22 protein-coding genes are annotated in these 26,573 nt (G+C 60.0%); 8 read left to right on the top strand and 14 right to left on the bottom strand.

The window, feature by feature from the left end:
* Positions 1-6 precede the first annotated feature (6 nt).
* The 7 genes from BSU04_RS27085 to purN form a co-directional block, all read right to left on the bottom strand.
* Positions 7-729: an ABC transporter permease gene (locus tag BSU04_RS27085; RefSeq protein ID WP_089163453.1), complete on the bottom strand. Its 723-nt coding sequence runs from the start codon at positions 727-729 to the stop codon at positions 7-9.
* A gap of 80 nt (positions 730-809) precedes the next feature.
* Positions 810-1,676 (bottom strand): transporter substrate-binding domain-containing protein, encoded by an 867-nt coding sequence (locus tag BSU04_RS27080; RefSeq protein WP_089163452.1) that lies wholly within the window; start codon positions 1,674-1,676, stop codon positions 810-812.
* A 428-nt stretch (positions 1,677-2,104) separates the two neighbouring features.
* Entirely contained in the window at positions 2,105-2,998 is an 894-nt protein-coding gene (nadC, locus tag BSU04_RS27075) for a carboxylating nicotinate-nucleotide diphosphorylase (protein WP_089163451.1), read from the bottom strand.
* Positions 2,998-4,128 carry a quinolinate synthase NadA gene (nadA, locus tag BSU04_RS27070; RefSeq protein WP_089163450.1) on the bottom strand — a complete coding sequence of 377 codons (1,131 nt, stop codon included), beginning with the start codon at positions 4,126-4,128 and terminating at the stop codon, positions 2,998-3,000. The genes nadC and nadA overlap by 1 nt, the downstream gene beginning before the upstream one ends.
* Before the next feature lie 150 nt (positions 4,129-4,278).
* Positions 4,279-5,475 carry a DesA family fatty acid desaturase gene (locus BSU04_RS27065; protein WP_089163449.1) on the bottom strand — a complete coding sequence of 399 codons (1,197 nt, stop codon included), beginning with the start codon at positions 5,473-5,475 and terminating at the stop codon, positions 4,279-4,281.
* A 280-nt stretch (positions 5,476-5,755) separates the two neighbouring features.
* Complete coding sequence (locus tag BSU04_RS27060; RefSeq protein ID WP_089163448.1) at positions 5,756-7,057, bottom strand: RsmB/NOP family class I SAM-dependent RNA methyltransferase; 1,302 nt, start codon at positions 7,055-7,057, stop codon at positions 5,756-5,758.
* The gene (gene purN / locus BSU04_RS27055; RefSeq protein ID WP_089163447.1) at positions 7,054-7,704 is read right to left on the bottom strand and encodes a phosphoribosylglycinamide formyltransferase; all 651 of its coding nucleotides are present in this window, start codon (positions 7,702-7,704) and stop codon (positions 7,054-7,056) included. The genes BSU04_RS27060 and purN overlap by 4 nt, the downstream gene beginning before the upstream one ends.
* Before the next feature lie 190 nt (positions 7,705-7,894).
* Here purN and BSU04_RS27050 point away from each other — a divergent pair, with 190 nt between their 5' ends.
* The 6 genes from BSU04_RS27050 (at position 7,895) to dut (ending at position 15,107) form a co-directional block, all read left to right on the top strand.
* Positions 7,895-8,884, top strand: coding sequence for a bifunctional riboflavin kinase/FAD synthetase (locus tag BSU04_RS27050; protein WP_089163446.1), 990 nt, complete (start codon positions 7,895-7,897; stop codon positions 8,882-8,884).
* A gap of 152 nt (positions 8,885-9,036) precedes the next feature.
* Positions 9,037-11,871 carry an isoleucine--tRNA ligase gene (gene ileS / locus BSU04_RS27045; RefSeq protein ID WP_089163445.1) on the top strand — a complete coding sequence of 945 codons (2,835 nt, stop codon included), beginning with the start codon at positions 9,037-9,039 and terminating at the stop codon, positions 11,869-11,871.
* Positions 11,871-12,371, top strand: coding sequence for a signal peptidase II (gene lspA / locus BSU04_RS27040; protein ID WP_089163444.1), 501 nt, complete (start codon positions 11,871-11,873; stop codon positions 12,369-12,371). The genes ileS and lspA overlap by 1 nt, the downstream gene beginning before the upstream one ends.
* Positions 12,372-12,417: 46 nt before the next feature.
* The gene (gene coaBC, locus BSU04_RS27035) at positions 12,418-13,635 is read left to right on the top strand and encodes a bifunctional phosphopantothenoylcysteine decarboxylase/phosphopantothenate--cysteine ligase CoaBC (RefSeq protein ID WP_089163443.1); all 1,218 of its coding nucleotides are present in this window, start codon (positions 12,418-12,420) and stop codon (positions 13,633-13,635) included.
* A gap of 15 nt (positions 13,636-13,650) precedes the next feature.
* Positions 13,651-14,664 carry an LLM class flavin-dependent oxidoreductase gene (locus BSU04_RS27030; protein WP_089163442.1) on the top strand — a complete coding sequence of 338 codons (1,014 nt, stop codon included), beginning with the start codon at positions 13,651-13,653 and terminating at the stop codon, positions 14,662-14,664.
* Positions 14,661-15,107: a dUTP diphosphatase gene (dut, locus tag BSU04_RS27025; RefSeq protein WP_089163441.1), complete on the top strand. Its 447-nt coding sequence runs from the start codon at positions 14,661-14,663 to the stop codon at positions 15,105-15,107. The genes BSU04_RS27030 and dut overlap by 4 nt, the downstream gene beginning before the upstream one ends.
* A 22-nt stretch (positions 15,108-15,129) precedes the next feature.
* On the opposite strand, the gene BSU04_RS27020 is transcribed toward dut, so the two are convergent.
* The 7 genes from BSU04_RS27020 to BSU04_RS26990 form a co-directional block, all read right to left on the bottom strand.
* Entirely contained in the window at positions 15,130-16,413 is a 1,284-nt protein-coding gene (locus BSU04_RS27020) for a D-tagatose-bisphosphate aldolase, class II, non-catalytic subunit (protein WP_089163440.1), read from the bottom strand.
* Between the two features lie 4 nt (positions 16,414-16,417).
* Positions 16,418-17,392, bottom strand: coding sequence for a tagatose kinase (locus BSU04_RS27015; protein WP_089163439.1), 975 nt, complete (start codon positions 17,390-17,392; stop codon positions 16,418-16,420).
* Positions 17,385-18,377: an ABC transporter permease gene (locus BSU04_RS27010; protein WP_089163438.1), complete on the bottom strand. Its 993-nt coding sequence runs from the start codon at positions 18,375-18,377 to the stop codon at positions 17,385-17,387. The genes BSU04_RS27015 and BSU04_RS27010 overlap by 8 nt, the downstream gene beginning before the upstream one ends.
* Positions 18,374-19,900, bottom strand: coding sequence for a sugar ABC transporter ATP-binding protein (locus BSU04_RS27005; RefSeq protein ID WP_089163437.1), 1,527 nt, complete (start codon positions 19,898-19,900; stop codon positions 18,374-18,376). Before BSU04_RS27005 ends, BSU04_RS27010 begins: the two co-directional genes overlap by 4 nt.
* Entirely contained in the window at positions 19,897-20,793 is an 897-nt protein-coding gene (locus BSU04_RS27000) for a substrate-binding domain-containing protein (protein ID WP_089163436.1), read from the bottom strand. The genes BSU04_RS27005 and BSU04_RS27000 overlap by 4 nt, the downstream gene beginning before the upstream one ends.
* A 27-nt stretch (positions 20,794-20,820) precedes the next feature.
* Positions 20,821-21,627, bottom strand: coding sequence for a DeoR/GlpR family DNA-binding transcription regulator (locus BSU04_RS26995; protein ID WP_089163534.1), 807 nt, complete (start codon positions 21,625-21,627; stop codon positions 20,821-20,823).
* 81 nt (positions 21,628-21,708) lie between these two features.
* Complete coding sequence (locus BSU04_RS26990) at positions 21,709-23,082, bottom strand: amino acid permease (protein WP_089163435.1); 1,374 nt, start codon at positions 23,080-23,082, stop codon at positions 21,709-21,711.
* A gap of 659 nt (positions 23,083-23,741) precedes the next feature.
* Between BSU04_RS26990 and BSU04_RS26985 the strand changes: the two genes are divergently transcribed.
* Both BSU04_RS26985 and BSU04_RS26980 read left to right on the top strand, forming a co-directional pair.
* On the top strand, positions 23,742-26,252 hold the full coding sequence (locus BSU04_RS26985) for a hypothetical protein (RefSeq protein ID WP_089163434.1): 2,511 nt from the start codon (positions 23,742-23,744) through the stop codon (positions 26,250-26,252).
* A gap of 15 nt (positions 26,253-26,267) precedes the next feature.
* Positions 26,268-26,489 (top strand): hypothetical protein, encoded by a 222-nt coding sequence (locus BSU04_RS26980; protein WP_179258459.1) that lies wholly within the window; start codon positions 26,268-26,270, stop codon positions 26,487-26,489.
* Positions 26,490-26,573 lie beyond the last annotated feature (84 nt).

Here is a 26,573-nt window from a genome sequence, read left to right as displayed (position 1 = left end):
GGTGGCTCAGTGGCGCGCGAGCGTGCCGCGAAATGACCGGCCGACACGTGCTTCGGCACGGTCGAAGACGCGGTTCGACAGGCTCGTGAGGACCAGATACAGCGCCCCGCCGACCATATAAAACGTGAAGTATTGATGCGTCGATCCGGCGGCGACCTGGCTCGTACGCATCAGTTCGGCGAGTCCCGTCACTGCGATCAACGCTGAGTCCTTGAGGCTCAATTGCCAGACGTTGCCGATACCCGGTAACGCAAAACGGATGACTTGCGGAATCAGCACGCGCCGCCATAACGTTGCCGTCGACATGCCGATGGCCCGTGCCGCCTCGATCTCGCCGCGCGACACTGCCAGCACGGCCGAGCGATACACCTCAGCTTGATACGATCCGGAAATCAGGCCGATGGCGAGTGCGCCGACTACAAAAGGCGGCACGCCAATGAAGCCGTCGGCACCAAAAAAACGACCGACGGCGGTCATCACCGACGAGCCGCCGAAGTAGAAGAGATAGATGATCAGCAGCTCGGGGATACCGCGAAAAAGCGTGGTGTAGGCGTCGCCGAAAATTCTCAGCGTGCGGCTGCGCGACAGTTTTGCGGCGGCGACTAGCGCTCCGAAAACTGCGCCTACAGCGAGCGCGGCGATCGTCAGCACGACGGTCATGAGCAGCGCGAGCAGCAAGGTGCTGCCCCACCCTTGCTCGCCGAAACCGAGTAGTTGAACCAGACTCATCTTTTATCTCCAACGGTGACGTCGTCGAGCGCACCCGCTTATGGAAGCGCGCTCGCAGGGCTTGGTGAATCAGCTACCGATCAAGGCGTGGCGTCGACCTTCAGCCACTTCAGCGAGAGGCGCTTGACCGTACCGTCGGCGAGTGCCGCCTGGATGCCTTGGTCGAATTTGGCCTTCAGGTCCTTGTCGGACTGACGAAATGCCAGTGCTTCGCCGGGACCCCAGACCGTTCCGGCGATCTTCGGACCGGTGAACGCGAGACCCTTGTTTTCCGGCTTGGTGAATGCGGAGGCCCAATAGGTGCTGTCGTCGAAAGCGACGTCGATGCGGCCTGCAACCAGATCGAGGTCATGCTCCGGCGCGGTCTTGTATTCGCGAATGGTCGCGACGTCCTTGAAGTTCGTATCGATGAACTTGGTGTAGACCGTGCCCGACTGAATGCCTATGGTCTTGCCCTTCAGCGCGACGCGCAGTGCATCGACGGTGGTTTTGTCGTGAGCGGCGTCGCCCGTCAGCTTGACGATCTGCCCTGCGCCGGGCTGCTTCGCGAGCGCGGCGGGGCTCTGATCGGCGGACACGAAAGCGGCCGGGGTCGACGCGTACGGTGTCGAGAAAGCGATGATTTTTTCGCGTTCCGGCGTAACCGAGATAGCGTCCATGAGCACGTCGAACTTACCCGCTTGCAGGCCGGCGATCATGCCGTCCCAGTCTTGCGTCACCAGCGTGCACTGGATCTTGATGCGGGCGCAGACGTTCTCGATCAGTTCCGGCTCGAAACCGCCGAGCTTGCCGCCGGGAAGCGTCAGGTTCCACGGTTCGTACGCGCCTTCGGTAGCGATCGTGACGGATTTCCAGTCTTTTGCCTGGGCGCTGGCAGCGCCGAAAGCGATCACACCAACGGCCACCGATGCAGCCAGCCGGGCGAGCAATTTCATTTTGCCTGTCATTGTTGAGCCACTTTTCCAAGAAGGTTGGTTGGACCAAGTGGCGAACGCCAACTTGTATAGACAAGAATGCAGTGAACAAAAATGACTGGCAATGTTTTTTAGCACCTAACAGGGGAAGTTAGGGAAAATACTGACTGGCTTGATGGGTATGGCTTACGGAGGCTTTACTACGTTTGATGCGGGAAATTCGAGGAGCAATCGATCAACTTTTTTTATAATTTATTAAAGTTGTCTAGACACGAAGAAAGGGAGGAGAGATATGGGACGATTGCTGCTCAGTCGGGGGCGGCCTGTGGCGACGCCAAGTCGTGGGTTGGTTTTCTGGGCTTAGTGGTCGGGGTCGATGCGGAGTTGCTGCTTTCAGTCAGACTACCAAGCCTGAAAGCAGCAACCGGGCGTCACGTCCAAAACCACCTCAACGCCCTGCCCTACTCAAGCCGCATCGAATAATCCGTGGCCCGCACATCCTTGGTCAACGCGCCGATGGAAATTCGGTCCACGCCTGTCTCGGCAATGGTCCTTACGGTGTCAAAGTTCCCCCCGCCTGATACTTCCAACACCGCCCGGCCGCCAGTCAGCCGCACGGCATCGCGCATGGCGCCGAAGGCGAAGTTGTCGAGCAGGATCGATTCCGCCCGATGCGCCAGCGCCGTTTCAAGCTGTTCGAGCGTCTCCACTTCAATCTGAATCGGCACCCCGACATTCAACGCAAGCGCCGCATCCATTGCCGCACCCACGCCGCCCGCCGCGGCAATATGGTTTTCCTTGATCAGAATGCCGTCGTAAAGCGCCAGCCGCTGGTTCGCGCCGCCGCCCACCCGCACTGCGTACTTCTGCGCCAGGCGCAAGCCCGGCAAGGTCTTGCGCGTATCGAGAATCCGCGCGCGCGTCCCTTCGATCGCATCCACATAACGGCGCGTCGCGGTCGCCACTCCCGACAACATCTGAAGAAAATTCAGCCCATTACGCTCCGCGGTCAACAGCGCGCGCGCCGGCCCATGCAGCAAAACCACGGGCGTATTGGCGGTCATCCGCGCCCCTTCGCAGTACAGCCATTCCACGCGAATCGATTCATCCACCCGGCGCATCACCGCTTCAAACCAAGGCACGCCGCACAACACAGCCTCATCGCGAACCGTGATGCGTGCCGTGCGCTGCACGTTGGCAGGCACGAGCAGCCCGGTGCGGTCGCCGTCGCCTATGTCTTCCACCAGCGCGTCGGTGACGTTGCGCTGAAGCGCCTGATCGAATGCCTCGCCGTACAACGCCCGGATTTCTTCAAGCAAGGGAGAAACCAACTGACTTGCCACCGTCGCCACCATTACGCCGCTCCTACGTTTGAAAACAACGAAACATCCTTTCCGAGATCACCGCTCGCCTGGACGCGCTTCTTGTGACGGGCTGCGAAATCGAGCATGCGGTCGATCGGCAAGCGCGCACGCGCGGCAATAGCCGGGTCGACGAAAATTTCGTTGTGGCCGCGCTCCAATACGGCCACGAGGTTCGCCAGCCCGTTCATCGCCATCCACGGGCAATGCGCGCAACTCTTGCAGGTCGCGCTGTTCCCGGCTGTCGGTGCTTCGATGAACTCCTTGCCCGGCGCAGCAAGCCGCATCTTGTGAAGGATCCCGAGATCCGTCGCGACGATAAACCGCTTCGCATCAAGCCTGACTGCCGCGTCGATCAATTGCGTGGTGGAACCCACCACGTCAGCCAGCGCGACCACCGCTTCCGGCGATTCCGGATGAACGAGGATTTTTGCGTCGGGGTACTCAGCGCGCAGCAGGTCGAGTTCAACGCCTTTGAACTCATCGTGGACAAGACACGAGCCTTGCCACGACAGCATGTCGGCACCGGTTTTCTTCTGGATATAACCGCCCAGATGCCGGTCGGGCGCCCAGAGGATCTTTTCACCGCGCGCATGCAGCTCAGCCACGATCTCCAGCCCGATCGACGATGTCACCATCCAGTCCGCGCGCGCTTTTACAGCAGCGCTGGTGTTGGCGTACACCACGACCGTGCGGTCGGGATGGGCGTCGCAGAAAGCAGAAAACTCGTCGGCGGGGCAGCCCAGGTCGAGGGAACACGTGGCGTCGAGATCCGGCATGAGCACGCGCTTTTCCGGGCTGAGGATTTTCGCCGTCTCGCCCATGAAACGAACGCCGGCCACAATCAGCGTCTGCGCCGAGTGATCGCGCCCGAAACGCGCCATCTCCAGCGAATCCGCCACGCAACCGCCGGTTTCATCGGCGAGTTCCTGCAACTCGGCATCGACATAATAATGCGCGACCAACACCGCTTTCTCGCGTATGAGCAACGCTCGAATGCGCTCCTTCAACTCATGCTTTTCCTCGCGGGACGGGGCGTCCGGCACTTTCGCCCACGCCTGGCCGATACCGCATGTCAGCCCCTGTGGCCGGTCGTACTCGACGCTTTTAATCGCGTGCTCCATCGCTTCCTCGTCTCCATGTCCCGTGAATACGTCGTGAACTACGTTGTGATTACTGCGCCCAAAAACGCAAAAACCCCGCCAGAGCGGGGTCTTGTGACGTCATGAAATTTTAACGGATATCGATGACGAAGGTCGGCGGGGTTGCTGTCGTCAGGCGTAGCGTCGCAGGCGTGACGCGAAGTCCTGCAGCGCCTTGATACCGCTTTGCTCCGCCCGGTGACACCAGTCCTGCAGTTGCGCGAGCAGTTGTTCGCGCGACGCATTGGAGCGGTCCCACATGGCGGCCAGATCCTGCCGCAATTCAATATAAGTGCGCAGCTTGTGGTTGTCGGAGAAAAGCGCCGGCAACTGTTGGCGTTGCGGCTCGTCCAGACCCGCCTCTTCCTTGTGCGCCCACTTACGCGCGCCGCGCATCAGTTGGTACTTGTCGGCCGAACCGCCTTCTTTCAACTTCGACAATTCCTGCCGATACGCACGCTTGAGCGTCTTGCCGTAACGCGCCATCACTTCATAGCGGTTGGATAGCACGGCTTGCAGCGTGTCGTGATCGAGCACCGGTTTCGATGCCGACAGACGCGGCGTGGGTGCAATCTTCTTGACCTTGGCCAGCTTGAACGCCGACATGATGCGGATATACATCCAGCCGATATCGAATTCGTACCACTTGTTCGACAGTTTGGCCGACGTTGCATACGTGTGGTGATTGTTATGCAGTTCTTCGCCGCCGATCAGAATGCCGAGCGGGAAGATGTTCGTGCTGGCGTCGGCGGAATTGAAGTTCCGGTAACCCCACCAGTGCGCGAGTCCGTTGACTACGCCCGCTGCCCAGAAAGGAATCCAGATCATCTGCACAGCCCAGACCGTCAGGCCGACAAAGCCGAACAGCGCAATGTCGATGACCATCATGATGCTGATGCCGAGAATGGGGTAGCGCGTGTAGACGTTGCGTTCCATCCAGTCATTCGGCGTGCCGTGACCGAACTTGCGCATGGTTTCTTCGTTCTTGGCTTCCGAACGATAAAGTTCAGCGCCTTCGAGCAAGACTTTCCAGATGCCGCGCGTTTGCGGGCTATGCGGATCTTCCTCGGTCTCGCATTTAGCGTGATGCTTGCGATGGATTGCCGCCCATTGTCCGGTCAGCATGCCGGTCGTGGCCCAGAGCCAGAAGCGGAAAAAGTGGCTGACAGCCGGATGCAGCTCCAGCGCGCGGTGCGCCTGGCAACGATGCAGATACACGGTCACGCCGATGATCGTGATGTGCGTCATCACGAGAGTGAACAGCAAGATCTGCCACCACGAAAGGTCGAGCAATCCGTTGGCGAGAAATTGAAGCGATGAATTCAGCAAGGCAATTTACCTGAAAGGCGGAAAAAATAGCCGAACGAAAACCGAATCGACGGCTGTTGGGTGCATGAAAGGATTATGCACGTGGTTCGACGGCATTTTACGTCATGCGTTCCAAGTCTTTGTGTCGATTAGGGAAAATTTTGATTTCGCGCAGGCTCAGCAGAAAATTTGACCGCTAAATCGCGTTGCTGTTTAGTGCGGTAAACACGAATTTCCCGTTTTTGAAAGCTTTGGCTGGAGATCGCTACCGATTCCACCGGCCAAAGCCAGCAAATATTGCTTATTCCTTTGCTGTTTCCTCGACCACGGCTTCCTTCGCGGCAACCGGCAACCGTTCAAGTACGGCGGCGAAGAAACCGTCCGTGCCGTGCTTGTGTGGCCAAAGTTGCAGGTAATCGCCCGTGTCGAGGTCAATGCGTTGTTCAGCCAGCACCTCGCGCGCCGGAACCAGCTTGAAGCCCGGATGCGTTGCCAGGAACTGATTCACCACGCCTTCGTTTTCCGCTTCCAGCATGCTGCATGTTGCGTAGACGAGACGGCCGCCCACTTTCACGAGGCGTGCCGCGCTGGTCAGGATGGACAACTGCTTCGGCGTCAGTTCCGCCACCGATTCCGGCGACTGGCGCCATTTCAGGTCCGGATTACGGCGCAATGTGCCGAGGCCGGAACACGGAGCGTCGACGAGAACCCGGTCGATCTTGCCGGCCAGGCGCTTGATCTTGGCGTCGTGTTCGCTGTCGATCAGCACCGGATTCACATTCGACAAACCGCTGCGAGCCAGGCGTGGCTTGAGCTTGGCGAGTCGGCGGTCCGACACGTCGAAGGCGTAGAGACGCCCCGTGGAACGCATCATTGCACCGAGCGCCAGCGTCTTGCCGCCTGCGCCCGCGCAGAAATCGACGATCATCTCGCCGCGACGGGGCGCAACCAGCGAGCACAAAAGCTGGCTGCCTTCGTCTTGCACCTCGATCCAGCCATCCTGGAACGGTTGCAGACGTGTGAGCGCCGGCTTGCCGTCCACCCGCACGCCAAACGGTGCAAACGGCATTTCGCCTGCATCGATACCGGCTTCGGTCAGCGTCTTGATGACCAGTTCGCGCGTGGCCTTGATCGGGTTCGCGCGCAGATCGAGCGGCGCCGGGTAGTTCAGCGCCGCGGCGAGCAACGCGAGCTCTTCGGTATCGAAGCGCTTCGTCATGGCGTCGTAGATCCACTGCGGCAAATTGGTCCGCACCCGAACCGGCAAGCTACCCGGATCGATCTTCGACACCTGGTTGAGCCACTGGTATTCATCGGCGGAAATGAAGGGCTTTACCGCGGATAGCCCCGCCGTCTGCATCAGGCCCAGCAAGGCGAGACGCCGCGCCAAGTTGCCGCTGCCGCTTTCGGCAAGATGCGAAAACTCCATCTTGCGACGCAGGACGGCGAACACCGCTTCGGCGATAACACCGCGTTCGTTATGACCGAGCTTCGGATGCGCGCGGAAAAAGCGGCTGGTAGCCGCGTCCGCCGGGCCGCTGAAGCGTAAGACGTCCGCCAGCAACGTCTCTGTTTGTCCTATCAAAAATCCATGAAGCCTCATACGCCCTCCCCGGCAATGTCGGCAAAGAGCCATTGCGGCTCTGGTGGCGTGAGCACGACACGCTCGCCGTCGATGGCAAGACGCCCTTCGACGAACCAGCGCACCGCGCGTGGGTAAATAATGTGTTCGACAGCCAGGACCCGCGAAGCGAGCGTGGCGGCGTCGTCGCCGGCCACGACCGGCACCGCAGCTTGCGCGACGATGGGGCCGTGATCCAGCGTCGGCGTGACGAAATGGACGCTTGCGCCGTGCACGCGAACGCCGGCATCGAGCGCTTGCTGGTGGGTTTTGAGCCCTGGAAAGCACGGCAGCAACGACGGGTGAATATTGATCATCCGGCCCGCGTAGCGTTCTACGAAAGCGTCGGTTAGTACGCGCATGAAGCCCGCGAGCATGACGAGATCCGGCTCGAAGTCGTCGATTGCGCGTGCAAGCGCCTGATCAAAGGCTTCGCGCGTGGTGAAACCACGGTGATCGACAACCGTTGCCGGAATGCCGTTTTCCGCCGCGAACGCAAGCCCGGCGGCGTCTGGGCGATTCGATATGACAGCAGCCACCACTGCCTGCCAGCCGTCGCGCGCGCAAGCCCGCACGACGGTTTCCATATTGGTTCCCCGCCCGGAAATCAGGATGACGATTTTTTTCATCCGCGGATTTTATCATTCGATGCCGTCAAAACCCGTCGAATCCGCCCGGCCGGTAGCGGGCCCGGCCTCCGTCCTGTGCCGTGAGCGTTTATAATCGAACGCTTTGCGGCTTTGCCAGCCCCGCGCTGCATCAGCCCTGCGTTACTGCTTTTAGCCCATTTAACCGCCAACCGCCGACCCAACCGATATCGTGAGAGTCTTTCGCGGCCTACCCAATGCCGAAAGCCGCGCGCCCTGTGCGCTGACCATCGGCAATTTCGACGGTGTCCACCGCGGCCATCAGGCGCTGCTCGCCCATGTGCGCGCCGCCGCGGACGCCCGCGGCCTGCCCGTGTGCGTGATGACCTTCGAGCCGCATCCCCGCGAATTCTTCAATCCCGCCGGCGCGCCACCCCGCATCGCCATGCTGCGCGACAAACTCGAAGCACTGCGCACAAACGGCGTGGATCGCGTCGTGGTCGAACATTTCAATCACACCTTCGCCAGCCAGCCGCCGGATACGTTCGTCGAAAACGTGATCGTGAACGGCCTGCACGCGCGCTGGGTCATGATTGGCGACGACTTCCGCTACGGCGCCAAGCGCGCCGGCGATTTCGAATCGCTGCAGGAAGCCGGACGCAAACACGGATTCGAAGTCGAACAAATGGCAACGGTCGCCGACCTGAACGGCGCGCGCATTTCGAGTTCAGGCGTGCGGGCGTCGCTGGTAGCCGGTGATCTTGACGCCGCGCGCCTCGCACTCGGCCGCCCCTATGTAATTAGCGGCCACGTGGTCCACGGGCAAAAACTCGGCCGCGATCTCGGCTTTCCCACCCTCAACATGCCGATCGCCCACAAGCGGCCGGCGCTCGCAGGCATCTTCGTCGTGCGCGTGCATGGACTCGGACCCGCGCCGCTGCCGGCCGTGGCGAGCCTCGGACTGCGTCCAACCGTGGACGACTCCGGCCGCGTGCTGCTCGAAACCTTCGTGCTCGACTGGCATGGCGACGCGTACGGCAAGCTTGTGCGTATCGAATTCCTGAAAAAGCTGCGCGACGAGGAAAAGTACGTGGACCTCGAAACCCTGACGGCCGCCATCGCGCGCGACGTCACCAATGCGCGCGCCTATTTCGCTGCAGACGTGAACTCGAGTGGCCGCGACAGCGGTTTCGCCACCTCGGCCACCGATCGAATTAGGTAAGCGCGTAGCGCCGGGTGCTTGAAATTTCCGATAAAGCCCCCGACGCGCTGCCCGCTGCCTCGCTAAACACGCATCTTCGAGCCCGTTCCCGAGCTTGCCCGCTTGGAACCGCCGCCTCACCGCCGCTTCACCGAATAGATATCGAGTCATCCATGAGCAACAAGAAAGAAGCCAAGCCCCAGTCGAAATATCCGGTCAATCTGCTGGATACGCCGTTCCCCATGCGGGGTGACTTGCCCAAGCGCGAGCCCCAGTGGGTAAAGGAATGGCAAGACAACAAGATCTACGAAAAAATCCGCGCGGCCAGCAAGGGCCGCAAGAAGTTCATCCTGCACGACGGGCCGCCGTATGCGAACGGCGATATCCACCTCGGCCACGCGGTGAACAAGATCCTGAAGGACATGATCGTGAAGGCGCGCAATCTGGCGGGCTTCGACGCGGTCTATGTCCCCGGCTGGGATTGCCACGGCATGCCGATCGAAATCCAGATCGAGAAGCAGTTCGGCAAGTCGCTGCCGGCGCGCGAAGTGATGGAAAAAGCACGCACCTACGCGAGCGCGCAGATCGAAAAGCAGAAGCTCGGCTTCCGGCGGCTTGGTGTGCTCGGCGACTGGGACAATCCGTACAAGACGATGAATTTCACGAACGAAGCGGGCGAAATCCGCGCGCTCGGGAAGATCCTCGAGAAAGGTTATGTGTATCGCGGGCTGAAGCCGGTGAACTGGTGCTTCGACTGCGGGTCGGCCCTGGCCGAAGCAGAAGTCGAGTATCAGGACAAGGTCGATCCGACCATCGACGTGTTGTTCGCGTTTGCCGAGCCGGAAAAGACCGCGCGGGCGTTTGGTCTGAATGCCTTGCCCAAGCAGGAAGGCGGCGTCGTTATCTGGACGACGACTCCGTGGACCATCCCCGCGAACCAGGCGCTCAATGTGCATCCGGAGATCGTCTATAGCCTCGTCGATACCGAGAAGGGCCTGCTGATCCTCGCCGAAGATCGCGTGGAAGAATGCCTGAAGCAGTACAGCCTGACGGGTTCGACCATTGCGACCACGACGGGCGAGAAGTTGAGCGGCCTGCGCTTTCATCATCCGCTGAGCGCGGCACACCCTGGCTATAAACGCACGGCGCCCGTGTATCTCGGCGACTATGTGACGACCGAAAGCGGCACGGGAATCGTGCATTCATCGCCGGCGTATGGCGTGGAAGACTTCGTGTCATGCAAGGCGCATGGCATGACCGACTCCGACATCATCAACCCGGTCATGGGCGATGGTCGGTATATCGAATCGTTGCCGCTGTTCGGTGGGCTCTCGATCTGGGAAGCGAACGACCAGATCGTGGACGCGCTGCGTAGCGCAAAGTCCTTGCTGAAAACCGAGAAGTACAAGCACAGCTACATGCACTGCTGGCGTCACAAGACGCCGATCATCTATCGCGCGACATCGCAATGGTTCGCCGGCATGGACGTGAAGCCCAACGATGCGTCGCGCACGCTACGTGAGACGGCGCTGGAAGGGATCGAGAACACCGCATTCTTCCCGGCATGGGGCAAACAACGTCTGTACAGCATGATCGCGAACCGGCCGGACTGGACGCTGTCGCGGCAACGCCAGTGGGGCGTGCCGATGGCGTTTTTCGTCCACAAGGAAACCGGCGAACTGCATCCGCATACGCTCGAACTGCTCGAGGAAGTGGCCAAGCGCGTGGAAGTGAGCGGCATCGAAGCGTGGCAAACGCTCGATCCCGCAGAACTGCTCGGCAATGAAGCCAATATGTACGAGAAGAATCGCGACACGCTCGACGTGTGGTTCGATTCCGGCACGACGCATTGGCACGTGCTGCGCGGCTCGCACAAGGATTCGCTGCAGTTCCCGGCGGACTTGTATCTGGAAGGCTCGGACCAGCATCGCGGATGGTTCCATTCGTCGCTGCTCACCGCGTCCATGCTCGATGGCCGCCCGCCGTACAACGCGCTGCTTACGCACGGCTTCACCGTCGATGGCGAAGGCCGCAAGATGTCGAAGTCGCTGGGCAATGGCATCGATCCGCACGAAGTGTCGAACCGGTTGGGCGCGGAAATCATCCGCTTGTGGATTGCATCGACGGATTATTCGGGCGAACTCGCGATCTCCGAAGAGATCCTGAAGCGCGTGACCGAGACGTATCGGCGGATTCGCAATACGTTGCGTTTCCTGCTGTCCAATCTCTCCGATTTCGACTTCGAGCAGCACGCGCGCCCGGTGGAAGACTGGCTCGAGATGGATAAATATGCCGTAGCCCTTGCGCAGAACCTGCAGGACGACGCGCTCGCGCATTACGAGAAGTTCGAGTTCCATCCGGTTGTATCGAAGCTCGCGACGTTCTGCTCGGAAGACCTCGGCGGTTTCTATCTGGACGTGCTGAAGGATCGGCTCTACACCATGAAGCCCGATTCGCGCGAACGCCGCGCGGCGCAGACGGTGCTGCATCACATCGCGCATGGTTTGCTGCGACTGGTGGCGCCGTATCTGTCGTTCACGGCGGAAGAGGCTTACAAGGTGCTGCAACCCGGGCGTGACACCATTTTCACCGAGGTGTATCACAGCTATCCGCAAGTGCCTGACGCCGGCGAACTGCTTGACAAGTGGACGCTGATCCGCTCGGCACGCAGCGACGTCACCAAAGCGCTGGAAGAAGCGCGCACGGCTAATCTGATCGGTTCGTCGCTGCAGGCTGAAGTGGATGTCCGGGCAAGCGGCGCGCGGTATAACGCGTTGACCAGTCTCGGCGATGACCTCAGCTTCGTGCTGATCACATCGGCGGCGCGGGTGGTGAAGGTAGCGAGCGAAGCGGAAGAAGGCGTCGACGTGATCGCATCGACGTATCTGAAATGCGAACGCTGCTGGCACTATTGCGACGACGTGGGAGCATCGGCGGAACATCCTGGATTGTGCGGCCGCTGCATCACCAATCTCTTCGGCAACGGCGAAACGCGGAGCGCAGCATAATGGCAAGAACGATGTCGAAACAAAGCAGTGGTTCACTCGCACCGTGGCTGGGCGTGGCGTTGATTGTGATTCTGTTCGACCAGTTGTCGAAGATCGCCGTCGCTCGCGTGTTCACCTATGGCGAACCGCACGCGCTCACGCCGTTTTTCAACCTGTTCCTGATCTACAACCGCGGCGCGGCGTTCAGCTTTCTCGCCACCGCCGGCGGCTGGCAGCGTTGGGGTTTCACGGCGCTTGGCGTGGTCGCGGCTATCGTGATTTGCTACTTGCTGAAACGCCATGGCACGCAACGGTTGTTCTGCACGGCGCTGGCGCTAATCATGGGCGGCGCGATCGGCAATGTGATCGACCGGATTGCCTATGGTCACGTGATCGACTTTTTGGACTTCCACGTCAACACGTGGCACTGGCCGGCGTTTAACCTCGCCGACAGCGCGATCACCATTGGCGCCGTGCTGCTGGTGTTCGATGAATTGCGACGCGTGCGCGGGGCAAAGTAGACAGCGTTATTCGGCATGTAAGCCGTGATGAGTACGGAGGCCAAGTTTGGACAACGCAGAACTCGCAGGAAAGCATCTCGTACTTGGGCTGTCAGGCGGTATCGCGTGCTACAAGATCGCCGAACTCACGCGTCTGCTGGTGAAAGCCGGCGCGACCGTGCAGATCGTGATGACCGACGCCGCCACGCAATTCATCACGCCCGTCACCATGCAGGCGCTGTCCGGCCGTCCCGTGTACACGTCGCAATGGGACGCGCGGATTGCGAACAACATGGCGCATATCGATTTGTCGCGTGAAGCCGATGCGATCGTGATTGCGCCCGCCTCCACCGACTTCATCGCCAAGCTCGCGCATGGCAATTGCGACGACCTGCTCTCCACGCTCTGCGTGGCGCGCGATTGTCCGCTGCTTGTCGTGCCCGCGATGAACCGCCAGATGTGGCAGAACCCGGCGACGCAACGCAACGTCTCGCAACTGCGTACCGATGGCGTCCAAGTGCTCGGCCCCGACTCCGGCGCGCAAGCGTGCGGCGAAGTGGGCGATGGCCGGATGCTGGAACCATCGGCAACATTCGAAGCCATCTGCGCGTTCTTCCAGCCGAAGATCCTGCAAGGGCATCGCGTGTTGATTACGGCCGGTCCGACCTTCGAGCCACTCGATCCCGTTCGCGGCATCACCAACCGCTCCTCCGGCAAAATGGGTTTCGCGCTCGCACGCGCGGCGGCGCAGGCTGGCGCCGACGTGCATCTCGTGGCTGGGCCAGTTTCGCTCGAAACGCCTTGGGGTGTGGTTCGCGAAGATGTTCAGAGCGCGCAGCAAATGTACGACGCGGTGTTGCACGCCACGCCGGACGCGGACATCTTTATTGCAGTAGCGGCGGTCGCGGATTGGCGCGTTGACCACTTGAGCGAGCACAAGATCAAGAAGACCGCCAATCAGCCAATGCCCACCTTCACGTTCGTCGAAAACCCGGACATCCTCGCGACGGTCGCGCGGTTGCCTAACCCGCCGTATTGCGTTGGTTTCGCGGCGGAAAGCGGGGACCTCGAAGTGCATGGCGAGGAGAAACGCGCGCGCAAGAACGTGCCGCTGTTGATCGGCAATCTCGGGCCGCTGACCTTCGGCCTCGACGACAACGAAGTCGTACTGTTCGAGGCATCGGGGATCACGCGCTTGCCGCGTGCCGATAAAAAACTGCTCGCGAAGTTGCTGATTGGCGAGATTGCGAATCGGGCGCCGCGCGGCGGTTCGCTGCTGTCTTAGGCCATTGTCCGAACCATGACGACGAAACTCTCCGTACTCGATCAAACGCCGGTCATTCACGGCCATAGCACCGCCGACGCAATCGCGGCCACGCTGGATCTTGCGCGCCTGGCCGATGACCTCGGCTATACACGGTACTGGTGCGCCGAACATCACGGTTTGCGCGGGGTATCGAATCCATGTCCTGAGGTAATGCTCGCGCGGATTGGCAGCATCACTCAGCAAATCCGGATCGGCTCGGGCGGCGTCATGCTGCCCTACTACAGCTCGTTCAAGGTCGCCGAGCAGTTCCTGATGCTCGAAGCGCTGTTCCCGAATCGCGTCGATCTGGGCGTTGGCCGTGCACCCGGCGGCGACATGCGTACCGCCCAAGCAGTGGCTGCAGGCGACTACAATCGCGGCGACATTTTTCCGCAGCAAGTAGGCGAGCTTGTTGGCCTGTTTGACGGCACGCTGCCAGAGGATCACCTCGCACATGGCGTGTTGTTGCAGCCGGAAATTGCTACGCGTCCCGAGTTGTGGATGCTAGGTTCCAGCGACTTCGGCGGCCTGCTCGCGGCGCAGCTCGGCATTCGTTTCGCGTTCGCGCATTTTATTAACGCGCAGTATGGTCACAAGGTGGCGCAGGCGTATCGCGAGCGGTTTGTATCGCGGAATGGCTCTAAACCTTATCTGGCCGCGGCCGTGTTCGTGATTTGCGCCGATACCGAAACGCAAGCCGCCGCACTGGAACGCGCGGTTGATCTACGCCGCGTCCAGATGGCGTACGGGCTGAATATGCCGATCCCATCGATTGCGCAAGGTGCTGGGCAAGCATTCGGTGAACGCGAGCTCAACGTGATCGCGCGAGAAAAAAATCGCAGCATTATTGGCACGCCGGAACGCGTGACCGAACAATTGCACGAACTCCAACAACGTTTTGACGCCGACGAGCTGATCGTGCTGACCGTTGCTGGAAGTTACCCGGCGCGCATGCGCTCGTATGAACTGCTGGCCGAAGCGTTCGAACTCAACAAACAGACCCCATGAAACTCGACATCAAGATCCTCGATGCGCGCATGCGCGACTATCTGCCTGCCTACGCCACGCCCGGCAGCGCGGGACTCGACCTGCGCGCGTGCCTGGACGAAGCCATTACGCTCGAACCCGGCCAGACGGTGCTGGTGCCCACAGGTCTCGCGATTCATATCGAAGATCCGGGTTACGCGGCGGTGATTCTTCCGCGTTCGGGTCTGGGCCATAAGCATGGCGTGGTGCTGGGGAATCTGGTCGGGCTGATCGACTCGGATTATCAAGGCCAGTTGATGATCTCGACGTGGAATCGTGGCGCGACTGCGTTCACGCTGAATCCGCTTGAACGCCTCGCGCAAATGGTGATCGTGCCGGTGGTGCAGGCAACGTTCAATATTGTCGATGACTTCGACCAGAGCGAGCGCGGTGCCGGCGGTTTCGGCAGCACGGGCAAGCATTGAGCTTTTGGGCCAGATATAAGCGTTAGGCGCGGCACGCCGCTGTGTACGTTCGAATTACCTGCCGCACGCGATCTTGCGCTAGCGCGAGCGGCTCGTTCTTCAGTTGACCGCGGCGCACCGCCCAATACTGCTCGGGCAAGAACTGGCTGAGCAAATTTTCTGGAATCTTCAGCGTGCTCAGGTTACCGAGCAGCTTTTGCGCCGCCGCGTTGATCTCCGGATCTGCCCAGTAGTAACGCACGCGATCGCTGTAACTGTAGGTCCGCAAAATCCGTTGCTGCCCGGCATCGCCGTGATAATACTTCTCCCAGTAGCCAGGTCTGTCCAGCATCACACGCTCGACTACCGCGCGCAGATTAGATCGTTTGTTCTCGTCGACCAACTGCGTTTCGATATCCGCCAATGCATATAAAGCCTCGCGCAATGCGAACGTCACACCCGGGCCCACCTTGAGAATGCGAAAGCCGTCGCGCACTAAAGCGCTTAGCGCTTCGGGCGTTTGGTAGTCGGTGGAATGTGCTTCAAAGACCATCCCCGGCAGATCATCCAGTGCACTCTTTAACGATTCGGCGCGCGCCGGCACATAGTCGATCACCTTCGTGTGATCGAACTCCACACCGGGTTGCACAACGAGCGCAATCACACGCGGCCATGTGTCCTGTACGCCATGCTCTTGCCACGCTTGTCTGTGGACCAGAGCCGTTTCAATCGCCGCTTCACGTGATGTCGGCTCAACGATATCCAGCTCTTCCGCAGCGCCGCCGGGCACGGGTACTTCGGTGCCGATCACGTACACAGGACTCACGCTCAGACCTGCCCGCTTTACAGCCGCTTCAGCGACTGCGCATAAGCGCGCGGCCCTTGCAGCAACCACCGCATCCGATAAACGCTCAGGATCATCAGCGCACGACATGCTGGTATCGAGGTGAATCTTCGTGAATCCCGCCGATGCATACGCGTCAATCAACGCATCGGCGCGTTGCATGGCGTCTTCAGCGGGAAGATGGCGCCACGCGTTCGGCCCAAGGTGATCACCGCCGAGAATCAAGTGTTCATGCGGGAAGCCGACATGCTCGGCAATCGAACGAACGAAGTCCACAAAATCAGCCGGCTTCATGCCGGTATAACCGCCGTACTGATCGACCTGATTCGATGTCGATTCGATCAGCAACGGCGTCTCGTCTTCCAGCGCCTGCCGCATGGCCGCTTCGAGCACCCACGGGTGTGCGGAACAAATCGAATAGATACCGGCAAGCCACGCCGACGCCGGATGTGCATTGCTCAAACGGGAGACGATCGAGTTCATGGCTTCACTCCGTGGCTGATTGCAGGAAGGTATCGAGTTCGGCGAACGTCGCCGTGCCTTCCATCGGACCTTTGACACCGACTGCGCGCGCGCCGCTTGCGCACGCGTATTTCAACGCGGCGTCTACGTCCATACCTTGCGCGCGGCAGCTAATGTAGGCCGCACCGAAGCAATCCCCGGCACCGGTCGGATCGAGTTCTTGCACCTTGAATGCCGGCCGATGCGTCTCGCCGTTGGCATCGAAGTAACTGCAACCCTCAGCGCCACGCTTCACGATCACTTCTTTCACGCCGCGCTTGAGCAATTCATCGACCGCGCCGCGCTCCGACGTCGCACTCGCCAGCAACGTCACCTCGTGACCGCTCGGCAGGAAGACATCGGTGTAGTCGAGGATGAAGTCCAGTGCGTCGCGCATCTCTGGAATTCGCAGCATTTCCTTGCGGATGTTCGGATCGAAACTCACCGTCCCGCCGTTCGTCTTCACCGTTTCGATAGCCTGTTTCATCGCCTCGATGATCCTGAACGAGAACAGCGAGGATCCCATCACGTGGAAATTGCCGCACTTCGCCAGCAAGTCATCACGCAAATTCGCCACCGACAACTGCGCCGACGCGCTGTTCGTAATGTTGTAGATAAAATCACGATCGCCATCCTCGCGATACGTCACGAACGCACTGCCGGTTGTCGCATCTTTAAGCACCGCGATGCCCGACACATCCACGCCGTCGCCGCGCAAGCGTTCGACATTGAGCACGCCGAAATCGTCATCACCCACGCAGCCGATCATTGCGCACGGGCTACCGAGCTTCGCGACCTGATCGATGAAAATGGCCGGCGCGCCGCTCGCGAACGGGCCAATGAGCGTGCCCGGCTCACGAAAGCTCTGGCCTACGCGCGTCGCCATGATTTCGACCAGGATCTCGCCCATCGCAACAATGGTGCCGGGCTTCTTGGAGGGAACACCGTTTGAATTAGGCATGACGTTTCTTCGTTTGAACATCGATACACACCGCGACCAGGATCACGATGCCTTTCACGATGAGTTGATAGAAATACGGAACGCTGAGCAGGTTCATCCCGTTGTTGATGACGCCGATAATCAGCGCGCCGATCAGCGTCCCAAGGACCGTTCCGTAACCGCCCGAGAGACTTGTTCCGCCGAGCACGGCGGCAGCGATGGCGTCCAGTTCATAGCCGATCCCGGCATTCGGTTGCGCCGAATAAAGCCGCGACGTCATCAGCACGCCGCCAATACTTGCGAGCAAGCCCGAGATCATGAAGATCATGATTCGCAGCCTGTTTACATCGATACCCGAATACAGCGCCGCCTCGCGATTTCCGCCCGCGAGATACGCCTTTCGTCCGAATACGGTACGCGAGAGTACGAAGTGATTCAACAGCAGCAGGACCGCGAGAATCCAGATCGGCAGTGGAATGCCCAACACGAGGCCGTTGCCAAGGAAAGCGAAGCGGTCGTCGTCGATGGAAATGGGCACGCCGTTCGACGTCAGGTAGGCCAAGCCCCGGAAAACGCCCATGGTGGCGACCGTGACAATAAACGATGGAATTGTCAGCAACGCGGACAGCGAGCCGTTCACGGCCCCAAGAACAAGCCCGGTGACCATGGCGGCGAGCACGGCCGCGAGTGGCGACGCGCCATGCTCCAACGCGAACGCACAAACGGTGCCGACCAGTGCCATGGTCGCGCCGACCGACAGATCGATATCGCCGAGCAGAAGCACGTATGTCATGCCGAAACCCAGTATCGCGATGATGGAAACCTGCATCACCACGTTCACGAGGTTGTTCACCGACATGAAGTTGGGCGACAACGCCCAGAAAAACCCGCACAACACGATCAGCCCCACGACGATCCCGCCGTAATGCCTGAGCGCCCGTTGTAGCGCGCCGCTTGCGTGCGAGCGGCGCGTGGATGCGGCGCCACTGAGTTGAGTCGGGTTCATGCTGTCTTGGCTCCCGTTGCGTACGACATCACTTCTTCCTGCGTAGGACCGTGCGCACTGAATTCATGGACGACGCGCTTCTCGCGCATCACGACAAGGCGATCGCTCATGGCGAGCGCTTCCGGCAATTCCGACGAGACAAGAATGATCGCGGTCCCCGTCGACGCCAGCTCCCGGATCACGCGATAGATCTCGAACTTCGCGCCGACGTCGACGCCGCGCGTGGGTTCATCGAGGATCAGGACTTTGGGTTTCAACGCCAGCCATTTCGAGAACACCACTTTCTGCTGATTGCCGCCGCTCAGGTTCCCAACCGCCTGAAACGGCCCCGACGCACGGATGTTCATGCGTGTGATGGCGTTCGCGGTTTCATCGCGTTCGAAGCGGCGGTTCAGGATGCCGAAGCACGAACCGTGTTCTTCGAAACTCGCCATCGTCACGTTGTTAGCGATCGAATGCATCAGCACGAGGCCTTCGTGCTTGCGGTCTTCCGTGACGAACGCGATGCCCTCCCGGATGGCATGAGCGGGATTGCGCAACTTCAGGCGCTTGCCGCTCATGATGATCTCGCCGCTTGGCCGGCCGATCCCGAACAACGCCTTCATCACCTCCGAGCGTCCCGCGCCGATCAGCCCGAAGAAGCCGAGGATCTCTCCCGCGTGAATCTGGAAACTGATGTCTTCGAATTGACCGGGCAGCGTGAGGTGGCAGACCTTCAGCAACGGCACCGCGGGACATGCATAAGGTGTCTCCCGACGCGGATACACATCGCTCATTTCACGGCCGACCATCATCGCGATCAATGCGCCGATGGTCGTCTGGTCCTTCTGCAATGTCGCGATGTAACGGCCGTCGCGCATGACCGAGATGTCGTCGGAGATGCGCATGATCTCGTCCATCCGATGAGAGATATACACGACCGCCGCGCCCTTCGCCGTCAGCTTCGTGACGATATGAAAAAGAATCCCGGCTTCACGATCGCTCAACGAGGACGTGGGTTCGTCCATGATCACGAGTGATGCATCGCGGCTCAGCGCCTTGGCAATTTCAGCGAGCTGGCGCTGCGCCATGGAGAGTCGCGAGACGGGCGCGGTGGCATCAATATCGATGCCCAGGTCATCCAGCAGCGCCTGGGATTGCGCATACAAGCGCTTGAAATCGACGACACCAAGGCGCCGCGGCTCGTGCCCCGCGAACATGTTCTCGGCCACGCTCAGGTTTTTCGCGAGACTCAATTCCTGATAGATGATCGCGATGCCCGCCTTCTGCGACTCACCGGGATTTGCGAACGTAGCCGGCGATCCATTCAGGAGGATCTCGCCACGCGTGGGCGCATGAACGCCCGCGAGAATCTTCATCAGCGTGGACTTGCCCGCGCCGTTCTCACCGAGCAGCGTATGCACGCGGCCCGGCAGGATCGAGAACGAGACGTCTTTAATCGCCTCGACCGGACCGAACGATTTCGCAATACCGCGCAACTCGAGCAGCGGCACGGTCGGGCGAGGTTTTAAAACCGTATTCATTTCACCGACGCGTTCAGGTACTGACCCGGCGTCACCGGTTGCAGCTTTGGCACGGCCTGCTTCTCTGCAACCTTCACGGCGGTATCCACGGCGAGCGCGCCCATCTTGTCCGGGTACTGGCGGATCACGCCGACGAAGTTCGGGTTCTTGTCCACCGCTGCACGCGCTTCCGGCATGCCGTCGAAGCCAATCACCTTCACGTGATTCCCCGCCGACTTGCCTGCCACCGCTGCGGCCATGGCAGCGTCGTCGCCGAAGCCGAAGATGCCCGCGAGATCAGGATTCGCCTGCAGCATGTTCTGTGCGGCGCTCAACGCATCGGCGCGTGTGATGCCCGGCTGTATTGCGACAATCTTCACATCGGGACACGCTTCCAGCGCCTTCTTGAAGCCCGTCACGCGGTCGATCACCGATTGAATCGTCGGATAGTCGATCACACCGACCTTGCCCTTCCCGCCCAGCACCTTGCACATCAACGCGCCGGCCTGCAGGCCGCCCGCATAGTTATCGGTGGCGATGTGAGACGCGACTTCCACGCCTTGCGCGCTGATATCGACCGTGATCACCGGAATTCCGGCCCGCTGCGCTGTCAACACAGCGGCTTTCACGCCTTTTGAATCCACCGGCGAGATCACGATCACGTCGACCTTCTTCGTGACGAAATCCTGGACGTCGGCAATCTGCTTGCTCAAGTCTTGATTCGCAATCGCAATATCGATCTGCGCGTGATCCTTCGCGGCTTCCGCCTTCATTGCGTTGGCGAGTTCGACGTAAAACGGGTGTTGTTGCGTGAGCAGCGACGCACCAATCTTCACGTCGGCGGCGTGAGCGACGGTTGCAGTTGCGGCCAACGAGGCGACGAGAGCAGCAAGAAGTGAACGACGACGAAACATGCGATTGTCTCCAGTTATTGTTTAGGTTTACTTACTACAAAATTCAAGAATCCCTTCTTCCCGCCGATGGACGTCTAGTCCAGCTTTGAGAATCAGGTCGAGTGTCGGCGGGTCGATCGCGTCATCCAGCACGAGTCCACCCAGGCGGCTGACGTGGCAGAAGGCCTCGCCCTCACCTTGCAGCGTCGGCTGGAAAGCCACGACCACGCCGCGTTTGGCGTTTTTTAGGGCGGCTTTGAATACGCCTGCAAGACGCGGATCGGTGCACAGCAAATTGCCCTCACGATCAATACCGCTCGCCTCCAGCACCACCAGATCCAGCGACAGCGCGGAGAGTGAACGCTCGGCGTCCGGCCCAAGCAGGACGGTGGAGTCGTCATCCAGCGAACCGCCCGTAAGACGCAATTCGCAGCGCATGAATCGTTGGACGGTGGGCACCATCGCTATGTCGTTGAGCGTCAGCGCAAGGTTCGCGCGATCGGCGAGTAACGGCAGCAGCTTGTGCGTGATCAGACCCGCGCCAATGAACGCCGACGCGTGGTCATCAATGAAGTCCGCGGCCATTCGCGCAATGGCCATATCCGCAGCCTGGCGCGTCGCGCTCGAAGGCACCGCCGCCAGCAGGTTCTCGCCGGGCCGTTGCGTGACGTACCGAGCCTTGCCAAACGCCCGGATCAGGTAGCGCTGCTGCTCCAGATAGTTCAGGTCCGAGCGGATCGTGACGCTGGATACGTCAAATGCCGTAGCGAGTTCGTCGACCGACACTTCCCCGCGCTTGCGGACAAGTTCGACGATACGCAGACGCCGATGAAGCGAATTCTTGTTGGCCAACACAGGCAGTACCACCTTTGCACTTTCGTTTCGAAAAATTTTAGTTTCGAAACGAAAGACACGCAAAGGGGTTTTGGTCAGTGTTTACCCGCGCTTTCTATACCAGAGCAGGTAGGTCGCGACGAGAACGACCATGAACGCCAGGCCGTAGACGAGCGTCATGCGGAATTCGCTCGTGAAAGCCGTGGTGATCATGATCGCCGCCATCAATCCCGCGCCCAACAAGCTTCCGAAGGGGTGCAGCACCATCCGGAAAGACAGTGCCGGCCCGTCGTACCGGGCGCGGAAAAAGAGGTGCGTGACGAAGATCATCAGCCACGCGAACATCGCGCCGAAGATTGCCAGCGACATCATCAAACCGAACGCCATCGCCGGCCAGAATGCGGTCAGGATCGTAGCCAAGGCTATGCCGCTGGTCGACAAAGACAACGCGGCGGTGGGCACGCCGTTCGCGCTCAGACGCCCGAAGCGCGCGGGTGCGTAACCGGCCCGCGACAGGCTGAACATCATGCGCGTGGTGATGTAGAGTTGGCTGTTCATCGCGGAAAGCGCCGCGATCAGCACCACGAAATTGATCACGCCCGCGGCGAACGGAACGTGCGTGGCGGCCATCACTTTGACGAACGGACTTTCGTCGGTGCTCGCCTGCGTCCACGGGACGATTGCGAGCATCAACGCCAGCGTGAGCAGATAGAAGAGCACCAGCCGGAACACGGTCGAGCGAAAAGCCCGGGCCACGGCGCGTTGCGGATCGCGCGCTTCGCCGGCCGCGACCGCGATCGTCTCGATGTTCAGGTAGCTGAAGATGGAAACAATGACCGCGAACCACATGCCCTTCACGCCATGCGGGAAGAAGCCGCCGTGCGCCGTAAAGTTGTTCAGCCCGACGCCAGACGACACCGGCGCGCCATACACGAACACCGCGCCGAGCAAGATAAACGCGACGATCGCCACGATTTTCAGCATCGAAAACGCGTATTCAATTACGCCGTACACCTTGACGCTCGCGGCGTTCACGCCAATCAACGCGGCGGAAAAACCAACGATCCAGTACCAGCCCGGCACATTCGCGAACCAGTACTTCATGAACACGGCGACCGCGCTAACCTCGGTGCCGACCGCAAATACGACGGCCGACCAGTAGGCGTAGCGCACGAGAAATCCCGCGAGCGGCCCGATATAAAACTCCGCGTACGCGCCAAACGATCCGGAGGTCGGGTGCGCAACCGTCATCTCGGCCAGCGCGCCCATCAGCAACAACGCGGTCAGCGCACCGATCGCGTAACTCACCAACACGCTCGGCCCGGCGAAACCGATCGCAAAACCACTACCTAAAAAAAGCCCCGTTCCAATCGCCCCGCCGATAGCAATCATCGACATCTGTCCGGCGGTCAAACTTCGGTTCAGCCCCTTCTCCCGTTCGACGATGGTCTCGAACGATCCTCGTTTAAAGCTCAAATCAACCTCTTGAAGTCATTATCCGCAACAAACGCGGACGCAAAAAAAACGAGGCGGTGCGGAAGACTTCTCCGCACCGCCTCGCCGATGATGACACACCTCAAGCTTGTGTTTTCTGACTTCATTCCTCGCCTCGCTATGCCGCTCGGCTATTCGTCGACCTGTTAGTCGACCTTACCCAAGTTAAATCGATTCTGGATTCGGATTCGGGTTCTGTTTGACGAGGATCACTACCGTGTGAATACACCAAGGCGGGACTGAAGATACGCCGCGTCAACGCTTGCGCCGGCGATCAACATGGCGCCATGTCTGCCTGGCTTCCGGGCTCCATGCGATTGCCCTATACGTCCTTCATTGCACGAATAAGTTTAGGATTTTTCCTATTTGACGTCCGTTTACCCTCGCCTATAAATTTGTCATAAGTAGTACGAAATTAAGCACTTAAAAAATTCCTTAAAGGCGACGCTTTCACCAGTTTCTCGATTTTTTTACTATCACCACAGGAGTCTCGCGCACAGAAAAGAACACATTCGTGCCAGCGTTTAATTCGTTATCTTAAAAAATAAAACGCGGTTACGAATTCATTGCCTACCCGGACAGAACTATCCTTTTGCCCATCCGGGCAACGAAGTTCACCGAACAAACCTGATGGAGTTCGCATGAAGATCGAATATGACGCAATCGTCGGCCCCAACGCTAACGAATATTATGGCACGATCATCGTCTCCAATCTGTACTATGAAGACGGCAGCGCAATCACCGTCAACCAGTTCCTCGCCTTCCACTTCCACTCACCGGCTTCCGTCGATGGCACCGCCATCGAGCCGGCGTTCAGCTCGTGGGTCACGGGCGATATCAGCGCGCAAACGTCAGAAATCGGCGGCGGCGTCTTTGACGTCAACGCGTCGATCGCCGTCACGCAAAGTTATACGATGCAGCGCTCAGACACGATCACCATTGGCGTGAACGGCGACCTGCTGACTGACCCCAACACCTGGCTTGATTCATTCACTTTCGCGGCCGACGAGACGCCGGCAATCTCCGGGACAGTGTCCGTCACTTGCGCGCCTGCTCCAGATCCGGCGCTTGCCGGCGTCGCGCCCGTCCTCACCTTCGCGCAAGGCGACGTGATCGACACGATGTCCGTTTGTTACGGCACGACCTGCAGCATGGCCATCGAGCAAGGCAGCTACACGGTGACGGGCGAAAGTGTCAGCACAAGTGATGAGACCGTCATTGCGCCGCTTGTCATCAAGCCTACGGCAATCGGCATCGAGGCGGGCGAAACCACGGGGATCGGCGTGACCTTCGGCCCTGTCGAGTATTACTCCGCGCTCGATATCTCGATTGGGGCGCTGACGGGACTTTCGACCGAAACGCTCAACGTCACATTGACGGACAGTGCGACGGGCGCCACACTCGCCATGTTCAACTGCACGACGAACAGCGTAACGTCCCTGCGCAAGTTGCCGCTGTCGGGCTACGCGCTGGTGTCGATACAAAACATCGCACTCAACGATGTGGACTATTCGTTCAACGTGCCCCGCTTCGCGCTGAAGAACGCATTGCAGACGGTGGTCGTCGACAATTCCATGGTGAGCGCCAAGAATGTCGATACCTCGGGGTATGTCACAGTGGCGATCAACGTTACCGCCGCGCAGAGCGTCGATCGCACGACCGACTTGCGCCTGATTGGCGGCACCATGAGCTATGTACAGACTGTCTCGGCGACATCGCAGCAGAGCGCATTTTCTGCCAAGGTCCAGCCGGGTGAATATACGGTGGCAACGAGCGATCTCCTGTCGGCAGGCATCGTTTATGTCGTCGAGGCGCCACCTCGATTGACCGTGGCCAGAGGAGCGAGCGCCGAACTCGACGTGACGATCACCGCTTCGGCTAACCTCAACGTGCGTGGCTTTCCCGCTTATCTGTGCTTCGGCGGCTGCGCCGATCTGACGCCAAGCAATCTGGCGGATTTCGTGGCCGCGCGTACAACGTCAGTATTCGACTACGCGGGAACCGACGGCGCCGGCGACTCGAGCGTGTATCTGACGGACGACGTGCAAACCCGAACTACGATCGAACTCGCGCGCAATGTCGAAACGCAACTGGGCAACGTCCAGCCTGTCCTGCCCGTCATGATTTCGTACACCTGCAACCTGTCGCTCGGCGACACGCCGGGGATTCTCGCCAACGCCGACGCGCACGCACATAGTTTTGCGAACTACATCCTGGCGCTCAACATCGCCACGGACGCCATCGACAACACTCATCCAGTCCCGGCGGGCTTCATTGTGAACCCCGACTTTCTCGGTGCCTGCGAGCAGGCCGACTTCGGCCCCGCCTACGCCATGCCGGTGCGGGTCCCCCTACAGCAAGCGCTCGAACATTGGTCGATTACCGCTGTCATCCCCGCCGCCATTACCGAAAATATCGCCGGCTACGTGCTCGCCGTGAACTGGCTGACCCGCATGGTCGCGCCAAGCGTGACTTTCGGCTGGCAGATAAACCTATGGGGCGTCGGCTACTCGGAGTGGATTTACCAGGACGACGTCGATCCGGCGCAAATGGCGCGGCAGACAGCGGACTATGTCGCCAGCCTCGGGGTGTACAGCGGACCCTATGCACCCGACTTCCTGGCTATCGATCGCTACGAAGCCGACGACTTCACGCAACGCGCGGCTGCGAATGGCTACTGCTATGGTCCACGCGAGTGGAATCGCTACTTCGACTTCTGCAAGTCGGTAAGCCGTGCGCTCAAATTGCCAGTGATGCCATGGCAGATGCCCGCCAGTCGCATTCCGACAACGACCGATCTCGTTGCCACCGATTTCGATTCGCAGCACTGGGGAACCGGTGGCAGTTGTCTGCTAGGCGATCCGGCAATCGGCTCGGACTATCACCACGTTAATCCGAAGATTCTCGCGCTGCAGTTCCCGGAAGCGTTCCAGCAAAACATGGGCGCCACGGCTGAGGACATGTTCATCCGGTCCGAGCCATTCGACATATCGAATCCTTTGTATGGCGATTTTCCGTTGCGCGGCATCTTCAGCGTGTTGCTGGGCGGGGGGGCGACAACCGGCATGGTATCGGCAATCGGCAATCCGGAATCGTGGGCACGGGGAAAGCTGAACGCTTATATGGACAGCCCGATCCCGTTTGATAAATAAGGCCAGGCAATCGGCATGGGGTACGGCCATAAGGCCGTACCCCATGCGGACGCGCGTCTGGATGGCGGCATTCGAAACAAGGCGGTACGCGGCAAGCTGCGACGCGGCCTGCCAACCGGAATTGTCTGGGGCGAAGCTGAAAGCGAAATGCCGCTGCATCCTGACGCAGCAGTTGTCAGTACGCTGCGTGCGGTGTTCGCCCCCTTTAGCGAGTTCGGCACAGGCCACCGTGTATGACCGGCACTGCCTTCTATCCGGTTCTTGTACATGGGCTCACGGTTTCGTTGCACGCTCGGTCACCCTCAAGCAGTTGCGCTTCAC

This window comes from Caballeronia sordidicola, assembly GCF_002220365.1.
Taxonomy (GTDB): domain Bacteria; phylum Pseudomonadota; class Gammaproteobacteria; order Burkholderiales; family Burkholderiaceae; genus Caballeronia; species Caballeronia sordidicola_C.
This window is presented reverse-complemented; position numbering and strand designations above follow the sequence as displayed.

What these genes read in the sequence shown, in the direction of transcription:
- BSU04_RS27085 (WP_089163453.1), bottom strand. Translation starts at nt 729, where the DNA reads ATGAGTCTGGTTCAACTACTCGGTTTCGGCGAGCAAGGGTGGGGCAGC.
- BSU04_RS27080 (WP_089163452.1), bottom strand. Translation starts at nt 1,676, where the DNA reads ATGACAGGCAAAATGAAATTGCTCGCCCGGCTGGCTGCATCGGTGGCC.
- nadC (WP_089163451.1), bottom strand. Translation starts at nt 2,998, where the DNA reads ATGGTGGCGACGGTGGCAAGTCAGTTGGTTTCTCCCTTGCTTGAAGAA.
- nadA (WP_089163450.1), bottom strand. Translation starts at nt 4,128, where the DNA reads ATGGAGCACGCGATTAAAAGCGTCGAGTACGACCGGCCACAGGGGCTG.
- BSU04_RS27060 (WP_089163448.1), bottom strand. Translation starts at nt 7,057, where the DNA reads ATGAGGCTTCATGGATTTTTGATAGGACAAACAGAGACGTTGCTGGCG.
- purN (WP_089163447.1), bottom strand. Translation starts at nt 7,704, where the DNA reads ATGAAAAAAATCGTCATCCTGATTTCCGGGCGGGGAACCAATATGGAA.
- ileS (WP_089163445.1), top strand. Translation starts at nt 9,037, where the DNA reads ATGAGCAACAAGAAAGAAGCCAAGCCCCAGTCGAAATATCCGGTCAAT.
- lspA (WP_089163444.1), top strand. Translation starts at nt 11,871, where the DNA reads ATGGCAAGAACGATGTCGAAACAAAGCAGTGGTTCACTCGCACCGTGG.
- BSU04_RS27030 (WP_089163442.1), top strand. Translation starts at nt 13,651, where the DNA reads ATGACGACGAAACTCTCCGTACTCGATCAAACGCCGGTCATTCACGGC.
- dut (WP_089163441.1), top strand. Translation starts at nt 14,661, where the DNA reads ATGAAACTCGACATCAAGATCCTCGATGCGCGCATGCGCGACTATCTG.
- BSU04_RS27020 (WP_089163440.1), bottom strand. Translation starts at nt 16,413, where the DNA reads ATGAACTCGATCGTCTCCCGTTTGAGCAATGCACATCCGGCGTCGGCG.
- BSU04_RS27015 (WP_089163439.1), bottom strand. Translation starts at nt 17,392, where the DNA reads ATGCCTAATTCAAACGGTGTTCCCTCCAAGAAGCCCGGCACCATTGTT.
- BSU04_RS27010 (WP_089163438.1), bottom strand. Translation starts at nt 18,377, where the DNA reads ATGAACCCGACTCAACTCAGTGGCGCCGCATCCACGCGCCGCTCGCAC.
- BSU04_RS27005 (WP_089163437.1), bottom strand. Translation starts at nt 19,900, where the DNA reads ATGAATACGGTTTTAAAACCTCGCCCGACCGTGCCGCTGCTCGAGTTG.
- BSU04_RS27000 (WP_089163436.1), bottom strand. Translation starts at nt 20,793, where the DNA reads ATGTTTCGTCGTCGTTCACTTCTTGCTGCTCTCGTCGCCTCGTTGGCC.
- BSU04_RS26985 (WP_089163434.1), top strand. Translation starts at nt 23,742, where the DNA reads ATGAAGATCGAATATGACGCAATCGTCGGCCCCAACGCTAACGAATAT.
- BSU04_RS26980 (WP_179258459.1), top strand. Translation starts at nt 26,268, where the DNA reads ATGGGGTACGGCCATAAGGCCGTACCCCATGCGGACGCGCGTCTGGAT.